Genomic DNA, 20539 nt, shown 5'->3' with positions numbered 1-20539 from the left:
GCGGTATAGTTACAAATTGACTGTATCACCCGGTTGTAAGGAAAGTAAATGTTCAATGCCTTCAGATGCTAGCTGCTTAAGCAGGGCATCTGTTTCTTTTTTTGGAGCATGGACTAGAAGCTTATGTTTGCTGCTTAACGATTGCGTCATTTTGCGCACATCAGGCAACCCTTGATGGATCTTGTATCGAACCATTCTCAATTGACAGCCGCGGTCTTCATCGCTCATCGCTAGAAGCCGCTGTGCTCTTGTTCCCATAGCGACGTGCCCGGTTAAAAGAATGCCATTCGTCATGTTTGTGCGAAACTGCTCGTAGTACCATTGAGATTTGGGAGATTGCATCATCCCATCACTTGTGAACCAGATAGCTGCCCGTGAATTGGCTATATCCTCATGGAATAATCGTTCACGTTGATCCTCATTGTGGATGAATTCAAAGGATCCATTGCTTAAAGCCTCTGTAAGGATGCGTTCCATGCCTGGTTTCAACCAATCGGCGTGTTGCAGCATTAGTTCCATAGCCTGAATGAGCTCATATTCGGCCCGTATCGGCGTTTTGGGGAAACGCTGACGCATAAGCAGGAGCAAGTCTTGCCCTCTACCGCAAACAGGAACAGGCAGCAGCAGTTGACCACCTTCATTTAAAATCTCCTCAGCCGTAGTGAAAAGTTTCTCCAGCTTCTCGCTCTGGTATTCGGTATCGGTGCTATAAGCGGCATCAATAATCGCTGCATCTAGAGGAATGCCTCCATTGATGATGTCCTCTGGTACATCTGTGCCCAGAAGCAGGGCATCTTCGCTGTAATCTCCGGAAAAAAACAATCGCTTACCATCGATTTCTAGAAGCATCCATATCGAACCCAACATATGACCGCTACGCCCCCAACATATGCGAAGTGTTGAAGAGAGCTCAATCCATTGCTGAGGCGGGGCCATGTCTTCGATGAAAGCGTATTGGACACGCGCGATATCCGCTTCATCGTAAGGCAGTGCTCCACCTTGCAGTTTGACATGTTTCTCCCAAGAGGCATAATACCCAGGAAGCTGTTGAGCGGTTAGGCGGGTCGTATATACCTTGCCGGAATAACCTAGCTTGTATAGGGAAGGGATAGCGATTGAGTGATCCTCATGCGCGTGAGAAAGAAATACAGCGTCCAATTCCGCAACCTTGGTCGGATCCATCAGTGGATATTCTCCGAATCCCTCCCGTTTTACACCACAATCGAGTAAAATGGATGTCTGTTCATTACCTATCCAATAACAGGAGCGGCCGTGCTCGCCAGCGCCGCCCCAAACGTTCAATTGCATCATTCCACATTCCACTTTCTGTTTGTATTCATGTTGTTCACAATAAGCAGCAGCACCGTTGTGAGACCGACGGAAACGACGGCCATCGCCATGCCGAGCGAAATTTGGCCTTGTTCAAATTGAGCAAAAATATAGGTGGCCGACGTTTGCATCGACGGCGGAAGCACCATCAGCGAGGCGACTAGCTCTCTAAGCGAGATGGTGAAGGTCATCATCCAGCCGGCGACAATACCCGGCAGCAGCAGTGGCAGAACAATACGTCGGAACACGTACAAGGGTTGCCCGCCGAAGACTTGCCCGGCTTGCCGCAAGGATTCGTCCAGCTGGCCGTTACGTGCCTTGACGTATTGGACCGTATACGGCAGGAAGAACACCACGTAAGTGAGGACAACCATGCCGTAGGTGTTGTAGAGATGCAGCGGCATCCATGGCGCATTCCATAACATAATGAGTCCAACGACGAGGATCATATCAGGTACTGTGTTCGGCAGCAGGCTGAACATATCAGTTATGCGCTGCGGCAGCCGCTTGGCACGGCCGATCGTTAAGGCGAACCAGGTGCCAAGCGCGGCTGCTAAGCAAGCGGCGAGCAGAGCGAGCCCTAGGCTGTTCAACAGCGCCTTCATGCTTGGTGAGCCCCATTTCAGCAGCTCGCCGTAATGAAGCAGCGTTAGATTGTTCCACGCCAGCCCGCCTCCGCGGAGCTTCATCAGCGAAGCTGAAATGATGGAGAAATACGGGATGCCAATGGATGCAGCGAGTAACAGAGCTACATAAAGCCAGGCTATCGCTTGCTGCCAGCCGAGATAGAAGGAAACTTTGTCACGGGTGCCTTTGCCGCCGACAAGATTATAAGAATTCCGGCGAACTACTACCGATTGGATGTACCAAAGTACAAGACAAGCCAATAATAATAGGGAAGCTAACGATGTTGCTTTCCCAAAGTCGACAGGCCAACTAGAGATTGAGGCTTGGATTTCGGTCGTTAACACGAAATACCCGATTCGCCGGCCGAATGTTGCCGGTGTACCGAATTCAGCCAAAGTTTTGACGAAGATTAGCAGTGCGCCCATGATATAGCTGGAGAACACTAGCGGCAGCATGACACGGCGTAGCGAATAAAAGAAGCTAGCCCCGTGAACAGCAGCAGCCTCTTCTTTGTTGCTGCCAATTTGGAGAATTGCATTACGTAAAATTAAGTAGAGAAACGGAAACAAATGAAGGCTCATGATCGTAATCATTCCAAATAAGCTGAAGAACTGGCTGCTAATCCATTGCGCCCCTGGAAAAAATTGCTCAAGATAACCGCGAGGCTGCATAAATAAGATCCATCCCATGGAGCCAATATACGGCGGTGTCATGAAAGGTATGAGCAGCACAATATCGAGCCAACGATGCTTGCGAAGCGGTGTTTTGGCCATAGTCCAAGCTAAGGGCAGCGCAAGCAGCGTACAACCAACCACGACCCATATACCGAGCATCAAAGAGTGACTGAATACACCAGTCAGATCCTTCTCCAAAACGACCCGAATGGGTGCCAATAAATCGAGTGAGCCATTCACCCAAATACTTTTGAACGATACAAATAAAAGAGGAAGGACGACCAGCATGGCTAGAAGCAGCAATGCCAGAAACGTCCCCGTACGTTTGAATACCATTTAATCGTCATCCCCGTCCGGAGCTTACTTTTTGAACAGTTGCGTAAATTTCTGTGTCACGCCGGCTTGATTATCATTCATCCAATTCCAGTCAACCTTAATGGCAGGAATGTCTTTCGCGCTTACTCTTCCTTGTACTTGGATATCACTGCGTCCGGAAAGCAGGTAGGAGTCAGTAACCATTTTTTGCGCTTCGTCAGAAAGTAGGTATTCAATAAATGCCTTAGATGCATCTACATTTTTACTGGACTTCATAATCATGGCAGGGCGTGGTGAGATGACTGTCCCACTTGCAGGATAAATTAAATCAATTGGCTCGCCTTTTGCTTTGGAGGCATATGTCATGTAGTCAACGCTTGCCATTACGATGCTTTTAGCACCGGAAATAACAGGATCCATAGCTTCTTGGTTTGCACCTGCAATAATAGCGCCATTAGCTTTCACTTTACCAAACAAGTCCCAAGCAGAATCACCGTTTTTATTCGCGTAGCCTGTCATGAAATCAAGTGCTGAACCAGACTGAGCAGGATCCGGAATATTCACTTTATCTTTCCATTCTGGTTTGGTTAGATCGCTCCACTCTTTTGGAGGGTTAGTAACAGTCTTAGTGTTATAAGCAATACCTAGTGCAGACAGGCTGTAGCTGAAATAATTTCCATCTTTATCGGAATAATCCGCAATCAACTTGTCGGCATTTTTAGCTTCTTTGAAAGGTAGAGTTAATCCACTTTTTGTCATACCGATTGCTGAAGGAAGGGATGCTAAGACAACTACGTCAACAACAGGATTTGCTTTCTCAGCTTCCATACGAGCTAAAATTTTACCTGTTGTGCCTTGGAACATTTCAACTTCCACACCTGTTTTGGCTTTAAAGCCTTTTTGGATATTGGTGGCTAGATCAGCCGGGCCTGCACTGTAAACAACAATTTTTCCGCTAAGCTTTTTTGCCTCAGGCGTTGGTGCCACTGTTGCAGCAGCCGTTGAAGCAGCTGGAGTAGCTGTAGATGGGCTTGAATTGGAGGTTTTGTTTGCTGTGCCGCAGCCAGTTAAGCTAACACCTAATAGAACGGACATCAAAGCAATGGTACTCATTTGAAAGTTCTTCTTCATTTTCGTTTTCATTTTACATGCACCCTCTCAATTTTGGTTGATTTCAACTCATTACAATTCATGAATCTGTTCTTTTGAAATATAAAGGTTTACATTTTCACCTATCGCCAATCGTGATGGATGATAGGCCATCCAAACTTCTTTTTCACCAACATCTACACTGATTTCATAGCGTTCGCCGATATAGCTGATAGCTTGAACTACCCCTGAATACACAAGGTCATGTTCCGTCAAGCGTTCCCAATGGATATGTTCAGGGCGAATGAGCCGCTTGTCCGTTTCCAACCAGTTGGTCTTACCGATAAAACGGGCTGTAAACGGGTGGGTAGGCTTACGATAAATGGCCTCAGGTGTGTCTTTTTGCAAAATGACCCCGCTTTGCATGACAACAATTTCATCCGACATGGACATGGCTTCGATCTGGTCGTGTGTTACATAAATGGCCGTGAAGCCAATATTTCGTACCAGATTCATAAGTTCGATACGCATTTCTTCGCGCAATAGAGCGTCTAAAGCACTCATGGGCTCATCGAATAAGACAAGCTGTGGACGAACCACAATGGCCCGGGCAAGTGCGACCCGCTGTTGTTGTCCGCCGGACAGTTGATGGGGATATCGCTTCTCCATTCCCATAAGTTGAACCAAGTCAATAGCTTCCATTGCACGTTGACGCCAATTTGTTGTATCGCCTTTTGCCTTGAGTCCAAAAGCAACATTTTCCAAGACCGTCAAATGCGGCCAAAGGGCAAAATCCTGAAACACCATACCAAAATCTCGTTGATGGACCGGGCGGTTAATTCTGCGGCTCTTGGAGAAGAGACAAACATCTCCGAAATGAATCTCACCTTGATCTGGAGATTCTAGACCTGCAATGATTCGGAGCAATGTTGTCTTACCGCACCCAGATGGTCCTAACAAAGTTGTAAATTTCCCTTTGGCAAGAGTTAGTTGAATGTCCTTGAGCGCCGGCGAGGCGCCGAAGGATTTGTTGATACCGTGAAGTTGTAAAGTCATCTCAAGCTTCCTTCCGTTCTTAGGAACAATCTTAGTTTAGGCGAGCAAAATTAGCGGAGTGTCAACTTAAGGTAAATCTATTGTTAAGTTTTTGTTGGGAAACTATTATTCTCCATAGATTTTTTCTATAATGATTCTGCAGGCCATGATGGATAAGGAGAGTTTCGCAATGAACTGGAATTTAATTAAGCTGCAAATCGTAGAGCTACTGGATAAACACAAACGAATTACCACAGTTGCCGATCAATTAGGGTTGAAGCAGCCGACGGTTTCCTTTCATATGAAAAGCTTGGAGCAAGAGTTAGGCGTAGGTTTATTTTATTCAAAAGCAGGAAAAGTGCATTTGACAGAAGCGGGACAATCCTTGAACCACTATGCAAAGAAGATTAATGCGTTGGCTCAAGAAGCGGAGAGAGTTGTTAAGGAGTTTGATGAGAGAGGCAGCGGACATTTGAAGATTGGAGCAAGTTACGTGCCTGGCACGTATGTGCTTCCGAGCATTTTAAGTGGTTTCTCTAAACTTTATCCGCAAATTTCAATTTCACTTACCATCAGGACCTCTCCTGTCATTCAAGAAATGCTTTTAAATCATGAAATCGATATTGGCATTATGTCGGCGGAGCCCTTTCAGTGGGCGCCCCTGATCGGGGAAACGTTATGTGAGGACGAACTGGTTTTCTTTTTTAACCCGAAACATCGCTTGGCGAGGCAACCTAATCTTCATCCAGAGGTATTAAAGGACGTTCCTTTTATTTTGCATGGACAAGAGTCTAGCACGCGTACCATGACATTAAAATGGGCCAAAAGCTTAGGCATTGAACTGAAACCCGTCATGGAAATGGACTCCTTGGAGGCCATCAAGCAAGCGGTCTTAACCGGCGACAGCGTCTCGATTATTTCAAAGATGGCAATTGCAAAAGAGATGCAGCGAGACGAGCTGGTGTATCGTGAAATCCCCCAAAATCCCTTTAAACGTTATATCTATTTCACATACAACGAAGATCGGATTCGGTCCTCATTCTTTGATAGTTTTTTCCAGTACTTGCGTGATTCTTTCCAGAGTGAGTAAAATCTTTTACAAAAAAGACACGTTCAGCTGACAATCCAATGACAAAACTTCTTTATGCTCTTGTCTGAGAGGGAAACCTTTCCAAAAACGTAGAGGAGTTGAAATAATGTTTAAGAAAAAGGCATTAAAGCTGGTCATGGCGGCACTCGTAGGAACAAGTGCATTAGTTGGATTTGGGGGTGCCCCTCAATCTGCATCGGCTGCAAGCAACATGGTTCCGGATTATGAGGTCAAGCTTCTTCTAAATCCGAGTGCCGTTCTTGGGTCGGACTTCAAGCTAACAAGCACCGTTAGATCAGCATTTGGTATGCCGGAAACCGTAACGAAAATGAATGTTCAATTTCTCGACACGAATGCTGAAGATATTTACAACAATGGATGGAGTCCGAGAATTCGCAAAACAGAAGGCGAGAACGATTTCGAACTTAGTTATAAAAAACGTTATGCCATCACAGGTAATGATATCAATGGCGCGCTAACTTTAGCTAACCAAGAGGGCTTCAATTCAGGGGATACAGGGTATGAAGCTCAAGTTGAATGGGGTTACCAAAAGAAAACCTTGAGTATTACTCGTACGAAAAGTGGCAGCAAATCAGGTTATAGCGGTATGGATCTTCCTAACCAAGCTGATTCACGCAGTCTTCTTATCAACAATGCTCCTGATAAATTTAATAACTGGGTCTCAAGCGGATGGGGAACTAGTAAACTGTCTTCCTCTCGTATTTATGGTCCCGTACTTGCCAAACGTTCTATTGGTACTTGGAGCGGTCAGCAACTATACATCGAAGTATGGCCAATTCGGAATGCAGCAGGCACAGGGACAGAATATGTTGTAGAAGCATCTTTCAAAACAACTAGTCAATCGACAGCTTCAGCCAAGCATGATGAACTCATTACGTATTTGCAAGGTAAAGGATGGTTTCTAGCTCAAGATTCTTTGAAAACTCAGCTGATTATGGATCGTTACTAATCATTTATTACTAATACATGTAAACTCCTGAGCCACCTTCTTTGAAGGTGGTTTTATTTATGTTGGCTCTGCATATGACCACTATCCCCGTGACTCAGATCATGTGTATGTGTGTGCCGATTTGGAGAAACAAAGTTCACTTAAATGAGTGAAAATAGAAATGTTCCTTGCGGTGAGGTTCCTGCGATAGCAAAATTCATCAAGATATGTTTGCAAATGTTTGGCTCCAAGACCATGGAAGGTTTGGTTGATCCAGCTGCTAGCTTGTTTGGCAATTTCGAGCAATGGACGAAGACGTTGTGGAGTGTAGAAACCAGTAATAATTTCGACATTCTGAGTGTCAGTTTCAATATGCTGTTTGCGAAATGTATGAATTTCATTACGAGAAATATGCCTTTCCTTTGGGGAAGAAAGCTGAACATGTTTTATTTTGATGTAGCTTGAGTCGCATGATTCACTACTTGATGAACCTACGAGAAGAAGGTGCTCTTGTGGATGCCTATGAACAGAAGGATTGAATGGACGGCCATAAATGGCTGAATGAATACGAACGGAGCCTGAGAGGGGACTCTGTGTGTCGGAGTTTTGAATAAAGGACCGAATCTTATGTAAGATTAGCCAAGCGGTTTTGTAAGTAACCTGAATGAGATTGGAAAGACTCATAGCTGTAGTTCCCTGATCGGTACGGGAGACGAGGAATATGGCTAACAGCCATTTGCGCAGTTCGGTTCGGCTACCTTCCATAATGGTTCCTGAGATTAGAGAGGCTTGATAACGACAATCGCTGCATTCGTATAAAGGATGTTTACGAGTTTTGGTTATATAGGCATGCCGATGGCTGCACTTTGGGCAGATAAAGCCTTCAGGCCATTTCATGTGAAAGATATATTGCGCACAAAGATCTTCAGTGGAGAAACGACTCTTAAACTGCTCGAAAGACATATGAGAAAAATCCATCCAGCCCTCCCTGAAATGAAAAATTAAGAACTTATGTTCCTAATCATAGGATATCAAACATATGTTCTTATTGCAATACATTTTTGGAAATAATTATATGTAAAATCATTTTTAAACTTCTGAGTGAATGGGATAGTGCCCATAGCATATGAACATTGGAACAGTAGAGGGGGGGCGGGATCCAGCGGGAAGAAGGACAGCTCCTAGGCTTCTTTTTCACTCCATGTCCGCATAAGGTAGTACTAATGACAAGCGGGGCAAGGGGGGAATGGGATGCTGCAAAGGCGACGGTGGAGAAGCAGACCTACAGGGAAATCAAACCGCAAAAAGGTGCTGTTAATCAGTCTTCTCATCTTTGTCTTATTTTGTGTGCAGTTTTTTATTTATGTTGAACACAATCTTAGACCACCACTGATGAACTTGGCGAAAGTTCGAATTAAGCAGATTGCCACACAGGCGATCAATAGCGCCATTGCGGATCATGTGGCAGGGAATACGAAAGCAGAGCAGCTTATTGATTGGAAGATGGATAAAAACGGAAAAATAACGGGTTTCATGTTAAATTATAATGAACATATGCGCATCACATCAGATACGATAAAAACCGTGCAAGGTGAGCTTGATCATTTACAATCCATCTCTGAGCACATTCCAGTTGGGCAAGCGATGAACAGTGCGATTCTCGCTTCGTTTGGTCCTGATATTCCGATTAGGCTGCTGCCGGTTGGCAATGTGAAAGTTGATTTAAACACCCGCTCCCAAAATGCAGGGATTAATATGGTGATGTTTGAAGTTTATGTCCGCATTATTGCTGAAGTATCGGTTATTATCCCCTTTGACTCGGATACAGAGATTGTAGAAACAGAGATTCCTATTTCATACTCCCTTGTAGTAGGGGATGTTCCTACTTATTATTACGATAACAAAGGGAATCCTGTAGGGGGGAGTAAGGACGCAGGACTGCCCAGTTTATCGCTTCCACAGGTTCCGAATGTCGGAACAACGGTACCAAAGGCAGACGCAAATCAATCGCAAGAAACGATACAAAAAGAGCCGACTCCATAAGGGAGCGGCTTATTTTCTTCTTTTATTTCCATCTTCACGTTCCCATTTTCGGAGAGAAGGGTAAGGGTCGAAGCTCCATTCCGTTAACCCATTATCCCGATAAAGACCAAAATGGAGATGAGGCGGAAATTTCCCTGATGTTCCAGGCTTGCCGTACCCCGAGCTGCCAACCCAACCGATGGTTTGTCCAGGTTTGACAATATCATTTTCTTTGAGACTTTTTTGAAAGCCGGAAAGATGGGCGTAGTAATGATATATATTGTTCACATCGCGAATCCCAATCCGCCAACCGCCGTATGGATTCCAACCTTTGACTTCTACTATACCGTAGCAAGTGCTTCTGACAGGCACTCCATGCCGAGCAAATAAATCCGTTCCTTCATGAGAGCGGTGTCCTCCCCAGCCGCGGCTGTCTCCCCAAGTGCTACGATAAGAGTAGTCCGCGCTCACTGGAAGTGGGAATGCATGTTCTCCTAGGTCGAGTGTGCCAAGTGTGTTATAAATAGTAGCGAATTGTTTGATGCGCTCGACGCTGCGTGAGTTTTGATAATAATTCCATAAGTTAATGAGTAAATTTTCCTCTTTCGTTCCGTTTCTACTCATCAGAAAGGCCATTGAAGCTAATAAATCCAGATCGTTGTTTCGTTCTGCGATCCCATCCCCCGAGCCATCTCGTCCGTAGCCGTGAAAAAAGGAAATGCTTTTTGGATTCGTATCCTGTTGGTCTGGATTCAGCATGCCGGCCCAATCCGACTCAGGGAAGTAGATGCTTGTAATTCCTTTGTGCACAGGCCTTTTCTTAGCAATATTCATTGTTCTTTCATATTGATCGACAGCAGCTAAGTAAGCCCAAGGGATATCAGAAATTATACTCGTTTTCTCAAATAGTTCTTTCCGCTCAGCGTTCAGGTTGGGGTTTACCTTCGACGGAGCTGGGGCATAAGACTGTTCAGATGCAGCAGCTTGGGAAGCGGCCATACGTGAGTGAGTCCCTGATTCGGCTACTGATAGGAGGAGGCAACAAGCTAGAACCCGCGCCCAAAAAGGTTTGCTTTTCATCACTATCATCCTTCCTGAAATGTTAGTTCTTAGGATGTACTCTTCTGTGGATGTTTATCCTTACAACTTTCGTATTCAACCATTTTTTGCTATGATGCCTGTATGAGGTGAGAAGGGTGAGCTTTAATCACAGGGAAGAGCATGTTGATGATGGGATGTTGTTAATTCAGGCGAACTTGGATGATATGAATCCAGAGTGGGTTTCTTATATTATGGACAAGCTCTTCGATGTTGGAGCTAATGATGTCTATGTCGTACCGATTATCATGAAAAAAGGGCGGCCAGGCATTATGTTGAATGTGCTGGTTGAAGCGGCACGACTTTCTTCCATAGAAGACGTAATCTTTAGCGAAACAACGACCCTGGGCATTCGGTATATGCACGCTTCCTGCCATAGATTAGGCAGAGAATTCGAGCAAGTGGATACCAAATGGGGATTGTTAACGGTAAAGGTAGGTTATCACCAAGGTAAATTGGTGCAGTATGCCCCTGAATTTAAAGAATGTGAACGGATAGCCAAAGAGTATCAAGTACCGTTGAAATTGGTCTATGAAGAAGTTAGAATGCAGTTTATGCTGCAGCACAAAAAAGCCTCCTCCTAAAGTTCAGGAAGAGGTTTTTTGTTCCTATTGATGATCGTGCGTATGCGGGTGATGATGATCATGATCATGGTGGTGATGGTGATCGTCATGAGAATGGCCATGAGAGTGGTTATGTTCATGCGCGATGTGCTCATGACCGACTTGCCATTTGCCAATGAAAGGATCCACTTTACCGACCACGACACGAAGCACGTTAGGTTGATTAGGCAAATCCCTTGTGCCTGCCCCGTATCCGATGGTGTCTACGATCATTGGCGGAAAGCTTTTGGAGAACTCGTCCACTATTCCGGAAATAATACCAGCGCCAGTTGGCGTAGTCATCTCAAGGCTATGGTTCGTTGAAGCGATAGGTAAACCACGCATCATTTCCAAGGTTGCCGGAGCGGGAACCGGGTATGTGCCATGATCAATATGAATGATTCCTGAGCCTAACGGTACAGGGGATGCGAAGATGCGCTCGATTTGCAAAGAGTCGATAGCCAAGGCTACACCCACGATGTCGACAATGGAGTCGATAGCTCCGACTTCGTGGAAATGCACTTTTTCAACTGGAATTCCGTGGATTTTCGCTTCAGCGATGCCAATTTTCTCAAAGATGGCTAAGCTGAGCGATGTGACACGATCATTAAATCCAGCTCCTTGAATGACTTTGACAATTTCTGAGTAATGACGATGTTTCTTAGGCGGGAACTCCGGATCTAGGATGACGTCCAATTTAAGTGCGGAAATTCCACGCTTAATTACACGCTTCCATTCCAGGACATACGGTTCAAGCTTAATTTTGGTTAGCTCGCTTTCAATATAAGCCCGGTCTGCCCCTGCATCAACCAAAGCGCCAAGTGTCATATCGCCGCTGATTCCGGAGAAGCAGTCCAAATATAGAATACGCATGGTACGAATCTCACGCTCGTTTCGACATATTTTTGTTAATGAGCCCTGCATAATAGCCGGCCCCAAAGCCGTTGTCAATGTTTACGACAGAGATACCAGGTGAACAACTGTTTAACATGGACAAGAGCGGAGCCACGCCTGCAAGGTGTGCGCCATACCCGATGCTCGTCGGCACAGCGACGACAGGTTTGGATACGAGCCCGCCAAGCACGCTGGCGAGCGCGCCCTCCATGCCGGCAACGACCACAATCGCGTTAGCACCGCGAATAAGTTCTAGCCGGCGGAAGAGCCGGTGAATGCCGGCTACACCGACGTCGAATACTCGTTCGACGTGGCTGCCTAGGCATTCTGCCGTAAGAGCGGCCTCCTCCGCCACGGGGAGGTCGGAGGTCCCTGCGCACACGACGGCGATATAGCCGTCGTGGACTTTCAACATCGGTCGCTTGAACCAAGTGAGCGCCCTTGCTGTTTCGTGGTAGGTGACACCTTCCACGGCAGCGATAACATGGGCGGCTTTGACTGCGTCGACCCGCGTAGCCAGCACGCGGTCGGTGTGTTCCATCAGCCGCCTAAAGATGGCCTCGATCTGCTCGGCGGTTTTGCCTTCCCCGAAAATAACCTCGGGGAAGCCAGTGCGCTTCTCGCGATCGATGTCCAGCTGGGCAAATCCGAGATCAAGGTTGCCGGGGCCTTCGCCGCCGCCTTCCTTGATGATTTGCCTTTTGGCTTCTTCGACGTCCAGATCGCCCGTCTGTACGAGCTTCAAAATCTTTTCCAAGTCCATCATAAGGATGCTTCTTTCACCTTTTCTTTGGTTTCCTTAGACAACACTTCGTTCATGCTGCCAGTTCGGTAGCCTTGCAGATCCAGCGTTACGTAAGTAAAGCCGAGCTTACTGAACTTTTCGTAGATTGCGTCGCGATGCTCCACCACTTTATGTATTTCATCCGGCATAACTTCGATCCGGGCAATTTTCTCATGGTGACGTACGCGTACTTGATATAAACCAAGCTGTGAAAGGAAGTACTCGCCTTCGTCCAGCTGGTCAATCTTCCACTTCTCAATTTGTGTTCCGTAGGGGATACGGGAGGACAGGCAAGCAAAAGACGGTTTGTTCCAAGTGCGTAAACCTAATTCTTTGGAAAGCTGTCTGATTTCATCTTTGGTCATCCCAGCCTCTTGTAGCGTACTGCGGACGCCCTGTTCGTTCTTGGCTTGCAGCCCCGGTCTGTAATCACCGAGATCGTCCATATTGGAACCATCCAGAATATAGGGATAACCTAATTCTTTGGCTAATTGCTGCAGATGTGAATAAAGACCCGTTTTGCAATGGTAGCAGCGGTCCGGATTATTGGCGACAAAATTGGCATTCTCCAATTCTTTGACCTCTGTTTTGTACAGGGGGACACCAATTTGTTCAGCAAGCTCGACGGCTGCATCGAATTCCCGAGTAGGGAATGTTTCGGATGCGGCTGTGACGGCCAGAACTTGATCACCGAGCTCTTGCTGTGCACGCTTAAGGACAAATGTGCTGTCTACTCCGCCGGAAAAGGCGATCAATACTCGGCCCATGCCTCTTAAAATCTCGCCAAGCTTGCGATCCTTCTCTCGCGTTACTTCTTGTATGCTCATGTTTCTTTCCTCCCATACAGCCTATATGTAAATAGCTGAGCTGTTTTGGTCCATCTAGATAAGTGTATCACAACTGGCTGGCAAAGTGGATTGTTTTGTCAGGCATTCATGATATAATAACAACATTGAGAAACCAAATAAAAGGCGGGAAATATAATGCCTACAAAACCATTAGAGAGAAAACCAGACTGGTTAAAAATTAATCTGAAAACAGATGAAAATTTCAAAGAAATTAAATCAATGATGCGTTCGAAGACGCTGCATACGGTCTGTGAAGAAGCTAAATGCCCAAACATTCATGAATGCTGGGCGAATCGAACGGCTACGTTCATGATTTTGGGTGACATCTGTACGCGTGCGTGCCGTTTTTGCGCTGTGAAAACAGGGCTGCCTACGGAGCTCGATTTGCAAGAGCCTGAACGCGTGGCTGACGCTGCTTTACAAATGGGGCTGCGCCATTGCGTTGTAACTTCTGTTGCACGCGATGATTTGCAGGATGGCGGCGCGATGATCTTCGCGGAAACCATCAAAGCGATTCGCCGCAAGCTGCCACTTTGCACGGTAGAAGTGCTGATTCCGGATTTCTTGGGCCGGGAAGAATCTTTGATTACGGTTCTTGAAGCGAAGCCGGATATTCTAAATCACAATATGGAGACCGTGGAACGCATGTCAGACCGAGTCCGTTCCAAGGCGAAATATCGCCGTTCGTTGGAGCTGCTTCAACGTTCCAAACGCATTGCCCCAAGCATCCCGACCAAATCCAGCGTCATGATTGGCGTAGGGGAGGAATGGGACGAGTTGTTGCAGACGATGGACGATTTGCGTGCCGTCGATTGCGATATTATGACGATTGGGCAGTATTTGCAGCCGTCGACAACTCACCTGGCGGTGTCCAAATATTACACACCTGAGCAATTTGCTCTTCTAAAAGAAGAAGGCATGAAGCGTGGATTCAAACACGTTGAGTCTGGGCCATTGGTGCGCAGCTCCTACCATGCCCATGAGCAGGTTAAATCCGCATCGAACGTTTAGAACACGAACGAGTCATAGAAAGGAGAGCTTCCTACCATCATGATTCATATTGCCAATAAAACATACGAGCTCGTTACCGACCATAAAAATGGCTGGAACTTTGAAGTATTCAAAGAACGCTTCAGCGAAGTTTTAGAGCGTTATGATTATATTGTTGGCGATTGGGGGTACAGCCAATTAAGGCTGAGAGGTTTCTTCAAGGAAATCCACCCCAAAGCAACGAAGGAAACCTCCATTGCCGCACTTCAGGATTACTTGAATGAATATTGCAACTTTGGTTGCGCGTATTTCATTATTGAAAAAGTAAATGGAAACAAGCAGCAACAGCAGGTTCCTTCTGAGCCATCGACGACCACGTCATAGATGTAAAATGAGTAATTAACTAAAAAGACGCCATTCCCACTCGCAAGAGGAAGGAAGGCGTCTTTTTTCTGGCTTATTTTAACTCTAATCCTACAAAAGCTTCCCGAACCCTGTTCCAGAAAGGGAAAGGACGGAATCTGGCAAACTTTACTTTGACATGGGAAGCAACGCGGCAGCGAATAGAAACGACATCGTTGCGCTGCATGTACTTATGATCAAGGGAAAGCAGCATATTCTGATGTGCTTTGGGATAAATGTCACAGTGATGGTGCGCTGGCAAAATCATGGACGAGCCTAAAGTTCGGTAAACTCTATTGTTGATTGAAGCAATCTCTGCAACCTGAATGGCTTCCAAAGAAGGATGCACCATGGCACCGCCTAAGCTTTTGTTGTAAGCCGTACTCCCTGCCGGCGAGGATATGCAGATGCCGTCACCGCGGAACATCTCGAACATTTCGTCGTTGATGTGCAGACGTGCAACGAGCGATACTTCAATGCCACGCAGCGTAAATTCGTTGAGAGCCAGATGCGTCTCCACGCCATTTTCAGTCGTGATTTCGATCTCGACAACGGGATACTGGACAACATGAAGGTCCTCAGGGGTGTTCACATTGAACACGAGTGAAGCTAGATGATCTAATTCGTGCGGCTTCCAGTCTGCGAAAAAGCCCAGATGTCCGGTATGAAGCCCGACGAAAGCAATGTGATCCAGTCGATGTACATAATTGTGAAAGGCTTGCAGCATCGTTCCATCTCCACCAATGGAAAGGACAATGTCGGGATTCTCTTCATCCCTTGGCATACCTTGTTCAGCGGCGAGAGCGTGGAACCGTGCAGTCAGCTCCTTGGAGATATCATCGCCTCGTTCAATGACGTTGTATTTCAATCGTTTTCCTCCTATTGAAGCGTGCAGTATTTGTCAATTTCTTGCAGGATAGATTCAGGTGTATGCCGAAATTTGGCAGCGACGCGATAGGAATCGTTGCTGAAATTTGTCACCCTTATGATCTCGCCATAAGCGGTAATGGGGTGGGGAAACCCTGATAGTAAGAAGCTGAATTCCAGAAATAAGGGATAAAAAAGCCGATTTGTCGTAACAAAAGAAAGACCCCCTGCACTGATATCAAGCAGCTGTCCGGAGAAAGCGACGCCCTTGCGTGCGGATAAGCCGCGAATGCCGACAATTTGAAGGGTAATGGGTGTTCGAAGGGAGATCTTGGCCCGGTTGTGCTGTCGGTTCTGATGCTGCTGAATCTCTTCGGGAATAGATAGCGTGAGGTAACAAATCGCTTTTTTTAACTCAAGTTGAAGTAACTCCACGTGCGTATAGTATAAAATTCCACGGTCTTTAAAAGAAAATTCAATAAAAGAAACATGTTCAAGTTTGTCGAATGGAAACACGCCCACGAGCTCTAAACAAACTGTGAAGGAGTCTTCTCCAATTTTATCAATGTAGAAATTATCTTCATAGCAAAAAGGCTGTCCATCTTTGGACTCACCGACAACAATCAAATGACAATCGGAGTTCGGTGCGATATATGCCAATTCTAGTGCCTTATTCCAATCCATAGCATCACCAAGTGGTTAGATTTGCATTCATGAACGCATACACATACCGTAAGTTCTCTTTTCATAATAATTTATAAAAGAAAATAAGAAAAGCCCCAAAAGGGGCTTAATAGAGGGATTCATACATTTATTGCCATGATAATGTGCTCGTTACTAGTGAAAGCTCAAAAGAATGGGCGAAATTTGTCGAAATAGGTCGAACGCGAATAGAGAAGTGCGGCCCATGGACGAGATGCCCGGGTATGCTTGCTTTATAGCTCTGCACGTGTTCAATCAGTTCGCCTGATGACTCCATCGGGATGATTCTTTGTTCCCATTTTTCACCGTTGTCCTCGTAATAAATGATCTCTACCGCTGTATCCTGCGGCCAAATAGATCCGAAATAAATCTGCGCGCTCACTTCCTTGGTTGTTGGTTTGATTTCACTTAAGGGCACTTCCGTAGATAATTTGGCGGAGCGGTCATCGATCCCAATGATTTTTACTTGATACCAGTTATTACGGATGAACTGCTTATAATCGGCAACCTTCGTCGCAACCTCATAATCATTAGCAACAAATAAACGTGCTCGATCCGCTGTCGGCAAATAGGTTTCTTCCGTATAATCCTGTACCATGCGGTGTGTGTTATATATAGGGCTGAGCGATTGGATAGAGCGCTTCATCCGGCTAATCCATTGATGAGGGAGACTTCCTTGGTTGTAATACAAGGGAATAATTTCTTTCTCCAGAATGTGATAAATGGACTGGGTATTTTCTTTCTCCTGCACAGCCCAATCGGCCGTACCAGTGGACCCAATCGCCCAGCCGTTCGTTCCGTTATAGCCTTCCTCCCACCAACCATCCAGCACGCTAAAATTAAGCACACCGTTCATTGCCGCTTTTTGTCCGCTAGTTCCGCTGGCTTCAAGGGGCCTTCGAGGGTTATTCAGCCAGACGTCTACACCCTGTACGAGATAGCGAGCCATGTTGATGTCATAGTTTTCGAGCATCACGACTTTACCTTCGAATTCTTTCATTTTCGAAACACGGTAAATTTCACGGATAAGCTCTTGGCCAGGATAATCGGCAGGGTGAGCTTTGCCGGCAAAAATGAACTGGACCGGCCGTTCAGGGTCATTAATTAATTTCTTAAGCCGGTACAAATCGTTAAAAATCAGATTAGCCCGCTTGTAGGTGGCAAACCGTCTTGCGAATCCGATGGTTAAAGCTTTTGGATTCAAATAATGTCTAACTTCTTCAATCCGCTGCTCGGATTCTCCATTGCGCCTGCGCTGCTCCATCAAATTCTGGCGAGCGAAGCTCACTAAATCATCTTTTAACTGCTGGTGCACTTTCCAGATCGATTCATCGGGGATGACCTCCACTTGCTGCCATTGGTGCTTGTTGGCTTGCTCTTCTCGCCACGTGCCGGGCAGGAAGCGGTCCAGCAGTTCTTTCCAGCTTGAAGCTGTCCAGGTTTCCAAATGAACACCATTCGTTATGGAACCGATTGGGACTTCGCTAGCGTCAATGTGTCCATGAAATTCTTTGAACATTTCACGGGATACTTGACCATGCAGCTTACTGACGCCATTGCGGAGTCCGGCCGTATTCATGGCCAAATGCGTCATATTAAATTGACCTGTATGATGGTCAAGTCCGAGTGCTATAATCGCCTGCTTATGGCGTGACAGCTCACCAAACAGCGGTCCGAGATAATGCTCCAACATCCCGATCGAGAACGTGTCATGGCCCGCAGGAACTGGTGTATGTGTGGTAAAGACGGTAGCCGAACGGACAGTTTCGACGGCCACGTGAAAAGGAAGGCCATGATGGAGCAGATCCTTCAATCGCTCCAAAGTAAGGAAAGCAGCGTGACCCTCGTTGATATGGTACACATTGGGGTAAATGCCCAGCGCACGAAGCGCTTTGACGCCGCCAATGCCGAGCACGATTTCTTGCGCAATTCGTGTATCCTGATTCCCGCCGTATAGCTGTGCGGTCAGTTCTTTATCCGCGTGCTGATTGGCTTCATGATCGGCGTCGAGCAAATAAATCCGATTGCGTCCGACCTGCACCTGCCAGATTTGCAAGGTGATGGCCCGGCCCGGCATATCAATCGAAACGGTGAGCGGTGCGCCTTGGTGAAGAACCGGCGCAATCGGAAGTTTGGCAAAGTCATAATCGTATAAGTGGCTTTGTTGTCCGCCTGAAGCATCGATTTTTTGCGTGAAGTAGCCTTTTTTATAAAGAAGGCCAACACCAACTAAGGGAATGCCCAAGTCGCTGGCTGATTTCGCGTGATCGCCTGCCAAGATGCCAAGGCCTCCCGAATAGATCGGCAATGATTCATGAAAGCCGAATTCGGCGGAGAAATAGGCGACTTTGACGTAGCCTCGATCTCCGTGTTTTTCTTGAAACCAGGTGGGTCCGTTTAAATAAGCGTCGAACCTGTCGATCACTTGTCGATACCGGGTTAGGAATTCCGCATTATGACTTAAAGCATCAAGTTTAGCATCGTCCAATTCATATAAGAGACGAACGGGATTATGGCCGGTTTGATTCCATTTGACAGGATCCATTTGTGCAAAAAGCTGCAGAGCATCATAGTTCCAGCTAAACCATAGATTAATGGCCAGCTCGGATAAACGTTCAATCGCAGTAGGCAATGTTTTGGCTACACGGAGGACGGAGTTTTGCATACGGTATGTTCACTCCCTTTTATCATCATGATTGTAATTATCATTGTCATGGTAATTACCCCTATTATCTTGTTCCACCAACTTTTTCATACACGAGTCTAAGTAAGGAATATGCAGCAAAGAGCCCCGCAATGACAGTAAAAGCAGCCAAGATAACGGTTCCACTCATAGGGAGCAGGAGCCTGAGATAGCTGAGTACGGGAGATGTTGGATCATACTGGGGCATGAAAACCGTTTTGGCGTCTCGGAAGACCTGCAAAGGCTCCCAAAAAATAATCACAATAGCTGCGGAAAGCAAGGCATGGATGAAACGGGAGATTAAAAAAGGCATATAGCGCAGGTTGGTATGACTTAACAGACTAACGATCTGAGCATGCACCGACAATCCTCCCCATGACAAAATGAACGCTCCAATGGCAACTTTGCTGGAAAGCGCCAGTGCTGCAGGAGCATTCCCAGCAGCTTTGGCCCCGATCGTCACCTCGAATAGACCGTTCATGACGGCTTGTGACAATTCAAGGGGAAGTCCTGTAAAGCGCAAAAGGGAATCGATGAGCATGTATATAGCATTCATGACCTTAGCTTGAGTTAAGACTTCCAAGGCAACGGAGAAGAAGACAACAAGTCCACCTACAACGAAAATTAAATTTACCGATTGAAGGACGGATTGGCTGAGAAGCGTACCGATGGATCTTCCATCGGACATGCGGGCATCATGCATGGATTCAAAAGCGCGCTTCCATATCCAGCCTTGGTTGGCGCTCTTTTGCTTGGTAGGGCGGCTCTTCTTGCCATGGAATCGCATCATCAATCCAATCATGAGAGAGCCTCCGTAGTGAGCTACTGCCAGAATGATAGCGAGTGAGGCGTCATGGAAGAAGCCTATTGAAACAGCTCCAATCAAAAAAATGGGATCAGAGCTTGTTGTAAATGCGACGAGCCGTTCGCCTTCTTCGCGGTTTACGAGCTTTTGGGTCCACAGCTGGCCCGTCAGTTTGGCGCCGACAGGATAACCGGCTGCGAAGCCCATAGCCACGACGAAGCCGCCGATGCCCGGGATACGGAAGACAGGGCGCATCATCGGATCCAGCAGTGTGCCGAAGAAGTGAACGATACCGAAGCCAAGCATAATTTCGGAGATGACGAAGAAGGGAAAGAGTGCGGGAAAGAGCACGTCCCACCAAATGGAAACACCGCGCAAGGCTGCTTGAAGTCCGGCATGAGGGAAGGCAAATAAGCATAGAATAATGGCAATAACAACAAAGGCCATAAGTAGCGCCGCGGTAAAGTTTCTTTTCTCCATGGAACTCTACACCTCCTCCTCAACTATATGAAGGAAATGGGACAGACATGCCGGCCTAAAAAACTTAGACTTTGGTACTGTTATGTAAGTGTATTTATGGTAAAATAGGACTAGTAATAGTCTTATATCCTAGGCCGCGGGAGTGATTCAAATGACAAGTGTCATCGTCGGTTTGGTCGTTTGTATGTTCGTTTTTGTCATTCGAGAAACACTCATGCATGCAGGGGATGAGGATGTAGAAAACTATTAAGTCA

General features: G+C 46.4%; 19 protein-coding genes. 6 read left to right on the top strand and 13 right to left on the bottom strand.

What is annotated here, in order from left to right; all coding sequences use genetic code 11:
• Nucleotides 1–9 precede the first annotated feature (9 nt).
• The 4 genes from AC3WTJ_RS27680 to AC3WTJ_RS27665 are packed head-to-tail and all read right to left on the bottom strand — an operon-like array spanning nucleotide 10 to nucleotide 5090.
• On the bottom strand, nucleotides 10–1311 hold the full coding sequence (locus AC3WTJ_RS27680) for an MBL fold metallo-hydrolase (protein ID WP_492524529.1): 1302 nt from the start codon (nucleotides 1309–1311) through the stop codon (nucleotides 10–12).
• Nucleotides 1308–2966 carry an ABC transporter permease gene (locus AC3WTJ_RS27675; protein WP_492524528.1) on the bottom strand — a complete coding sequence of 553 codons (1659 nt, stop codon included), beginning with the start codon at nucleotides 2964–2966 and terminating at the stop codon, nucleotides 1308–1310. The genes AC3WTJ_RS27680 and AC3WTJ_RS27675 overlap by 4 nt, the downstream gene beginning before the upstream one ends.
• A 24-nt stretch (nucleotides 2967–2990) precedes the next feature.
• Entirely contained in the window at nucleotides 2991–4088 is a 1098-nt protein-coding gene (locus AC3WTJ_RS27670; RefSeq protein WP_492524527.1) for an ABC transporter substrate-binding protein, read from the bottom strand.
• Between the two features lie 39 nt (nucleotides 4089–4127).
• On the bottom strand, nucleotides 4128–5090 hold the full coding sequence (locus tag AC3WTJ_RS27665; protein ID WP_492524526.1) for an ABC transporter ATP-binding protein: 963 nt from the start codon (nucleotides 5088–5090) through the stop codon (nucleotides 4128–4130).
• A 169-nt stretch (nucleotides 5091–5259) separates the two neighbouring features.
• On the opposite strand from AC3WTJ_RS27665, the gene AC3WTJ_RS27660 reads away from it, so the two are divergent.
• Together AC3WTJ_RS27660 and AC3WTJ_RS27655 are read left to right on the top strand one after the other, a co-directional pair.
• Nucleotides 5260–6159: a LysR substrate-binding domain-containing protein gene (locus tag AC3WTJ_RS27660; protein ID WP_492524525.1), complete on the top strand. Its 900-nt coding sequence runs from the start codon at nucleotides 5260–5262 to the stop codon at nucleotides 6157–6159.
• A gap of 106 nt (nucleotides 6160–6265) precedes the next feature.
• Nucleotides 6266–7129 (top strand): hypothetical protein, encoded by an 864-nt coding sequence (locus AC3WTJ_RS27655; RefSeq protein ID WP_407870919.1) that lies wholly within the window; start codon nucleotides 6266–6268, stop codon nucleotides 7127–7129.
• Nucleotides 7130–7228: 99 nt separating this feature from the next.
• Here AC3WTJ_RS27655 and AC3WTJ_RS27650 read toward each other — a convergent pair whose 3' ends face one another.
• Nucleotides 7229–8086, bottom strand: coding sequence for a transposase (locus AC3WTJ_RS27650; RefSeq protein ID WP_492524524.1), 858 nt, complete (start codon nucleotides 8084–8086; stop codon nucleotides 7229–7231).
• 273 nt (nucleotides 8087–8359) lie between these two features.
• On the opposite strand from AC3WTJ_RS27650, the gene yunB reads away from it, so the two are divergent.
• Complete coding sequence (gene yunB / locus AC3WTJ_RS27645) at nucleotides 8360–9151, top strand: sporulation protein YunB (protein WP_492524523.1); 792 nt, start codon at nucleotides 8360–8362, stop codon at nucleotides 9149–9151.
• A gap of 9 nt (nucleotides 9152–9160) precedes the next feature.
• On the opposite strand, the gene AC3WTJ_RS27640 is transcribed toward yunB, so the two are convergent.
• Nucleotides 9161–10129, bottom strand: a complete 969-nt coding sequence (locus AC3WTJ_RS27640; protein ID WP_492524522.1) for a M23 family metallopeptidase — start codon at nucleotides 10127–10129, stop codon at nucleotides 9161–9163.
• 197 nt (nucleotides 10130–10326) lie between these two features.
• Here AC3WTJ_RS27640 and larC2 point away from each other — a divergent pair, with 197 nt between their 5' ends.
• Nucleotides 10327–10812, top strand: a complete 486-nt coding sequence (larC2, locus tag AC3WTJ_RS27635; RefSeq protein WP_127453044.1) for a nickel pincer cofactor biosynthesis protein LarC2 — start codon at nucleotides 10327–10329, stop codon at nucleotides 10810–10812.
• Between the two features lie 24 nt (nucleotides 10813–10836).
• Here the strand turns inward: larC2 and larC are convergent, their stop codons facing one another.
• Genes larC through larE form a run of 3 tightly spaced genes read right to left on the bottom strand, consistent with a single transcriptional unit; the run spans nucleotide 10837 to nucleotide 13335 of the window.
• On the bottom strand, nucleotides 10837–11703 hold the full coding sequence (gene larC / locus AC3WTJ_RS27630; protein WP_492524521.1) for a nickel pincer cofactor biosynthesis protein LarC: 867 nt from the start codon (nucleotides 11701–11703) through the stop codon (nucleotides 10837–10839).
• Between the two features lie 10 nt (nucleotides 11704–11713).
• Nucleotides 11714–12490 carry a nickel pincer cofactor biosynthesis protein LarB gene (gene larB / locus AC3WTJ_RS27625; RefSeq protein WP_127453042.1) on the bottom strand — a complete coding sequence of 259 codons (777 nt, stop codon included), beginning with the start codon at nucleotides 12488–12490 and terminating at the stop codon, nucleotides 11714–11716.
• Nucleotides 12487–13335, bottom strand: a complete 849-nt coding sequence (larE, locus tag AC3WTJ_RS27620) for an ATP-dependent sacrificial sulfur transferase LarE (RefSeq protein ID WP_127453040.1) — start codon at nucleotides 13333–13335, stop codon at nucleotides 12487–12489. Before larE ends, larB begins: the two co-directional genes overlap by 4 nt.
• Before the next feature lie 156 nt (nucleotides 13336–13491).
• On the opposite strand from larE, the gene lipA reads away from it, so the two are divergent.
• A complete protein-coding gene (gene lipA / locus AC3WTJ_RS27615; protein ID WP_492524520.1) occupies nucleotides 13492–14367 on the top strand; it encodes a lipoyl synthase in 876 nt (291 codons plus the stop codon).
• A 39-nt stretch (nucleotides 14368–14406) separates the two neighbouring features.
• Nucleotides 14407–14730, top strand: a complete 324-nt coding sequence (locus AC3WTJ_RS27610) for a YutD family protein (protein ID WP_127453036.1) — start codon at nucleotides 14407–14409, stop codon at nucleotides 14728–14730.
• Between the two features lie 73 nt (nucleotides 14731–14803).
• On the opposite strand, the gene AC3WTJ_RS27605 is transcribed toward AC3WTJ_RS27610, so the two are convergent.
• The 4 genes from AC3WTJ_RS27605 to ylbJ form a co-directional block, all read right to left on the bottom strand.
• Nucleotides 14804–15616, bottom strand: coding sequence for an NAD kinase (locus AC3WTJ_RS27605; RefSeq protein ID WP_492524519.1), 813 nt, complete (start codon nucleotides 15614–15616; stop codon nucleotides 14804–14806).
• Between the two features lie 11 nt (nucleotides 15617–15627).
• Nucleotides 15628–16299: a PilZ domain-containing protein gene (locus tag AC3WTJ_RS27600; protein WP_407870926.1), complete on the bottom strand. Its 672-nt coding sequence runs from the start codon at nucleotides 16297–16299 to the stop codon at nucleotides 15628–15630.
• Nucleotides 16300–16426: 127 nt separating this feature from the next.
• A complete protein-coding gene (gene glgP, locus AC3WTJ_RS27595) occupies nucleotides 16427–18982 on the bottom strand; it encodes an alpha-glucan family phosphorylase (RefSeq protein ID WP_492524518.1) in 2556 nt (851 codons plus the stop codon).
• Nucleotides 18983–19046: 64 nt separating this feature from the next.
• On the bottom strand, nucleotides 19047–20285 hold the full coding sequence (gene ylbJ / locus AC3WTJ_RS27590; protein WP_492524517.1) for a sporulation integral membrane protein YlbJ: 1239 nt from the start codon (nucleotides 20283–20285) through the stop codon (nucleotides 19047–19049).
• Nucleotides 20286–20539: the final 254 nt, after the last annotated feature.

This window comes from Paenibacillus sp. FW101-FHT12H11 (genome assembly GCF_058790355.1).
This window is presented reverse-complemented; position numbering and strand designations above follow the sequence as displayed.